1 protein-coding gene is annotated in these 682 nt (G+C 50.9%); it reads left to right on the top strand.

The annotated features are described in order from the left end of the window. A partial coding sequence (locus tag DDE13_RS22625; protein WP_162631211.1) for a cytochrome c biogenesis protein ResB occupies positions 1–682 on the top strand: 682 nt, incomplete at both ends.

Genomic DNA, 682 nt, shown 5'->3' on the forward strand with positions numbered 1-682 from the left:
ATTTTACGGCTGATTATTTGCCGAATGGTCAAGCTAAGATGTTTAGCTCGAATGTGTCGTATGCGCAGGGTGATCGAATTTTCGATGATGTTTCTACGTGGGATGACTATTCGCTGCGTGTGAATCATCCGTTGCGTATTGCTGGCGACCGCGTGTATTTGCAGGGGCATGGTTATGCGCCGACGTTTAGCATTCAGTGGCCTACTGGTGAAAAGCGTACGCAGACTGTGCAGTGGCAGCCAACGGATCCGACTTTCTTCTTGTCTGATGGCGTGGTGCGTTTTGATCCACCGGCGGGTATGTATGACTCGGTTTATGACCGTCGCCAGCACCAGCTTGCTATTCAGGGTCTTTTTGCCCCGACTGCTTCGTGGGAGGGGGAGAACCATGAATTATTAACGTCGCGGTTCCCTGCGATGACGGATCCGGCCGTTGCTATCGACGTTTACCGTGGTGATAATGGCCTTGATTCCGGTAAGGGGCAGAACCTCTTCAAGTTGGATACCTCACTTGTGCATTCGGGACAGTTGCAGCGATTGGAGCGGGTTAACCTCACAAAGGGGGAGTCGGTCACACTTGATGATGACACCGTTGTGACATTTGAGGGTGCTGAGGAGTTTGCGAATTATCAGATCAGTCATGATCCCACGCAGGTATGGACTCTTTTGTTCTCGATTATTAC

The organism is Meridianimarinicoccus zhengii, from assembly GCF_003254465.1.
Taxonomy (GTDB): domain Bacteria; phylum Pseudomonadota; class Alphaproteobacteria; order Rhodobacterales; family Rhodobacteraceae; genus Meridianimarinicoccus; species Meridianimarinicoccus zhengii.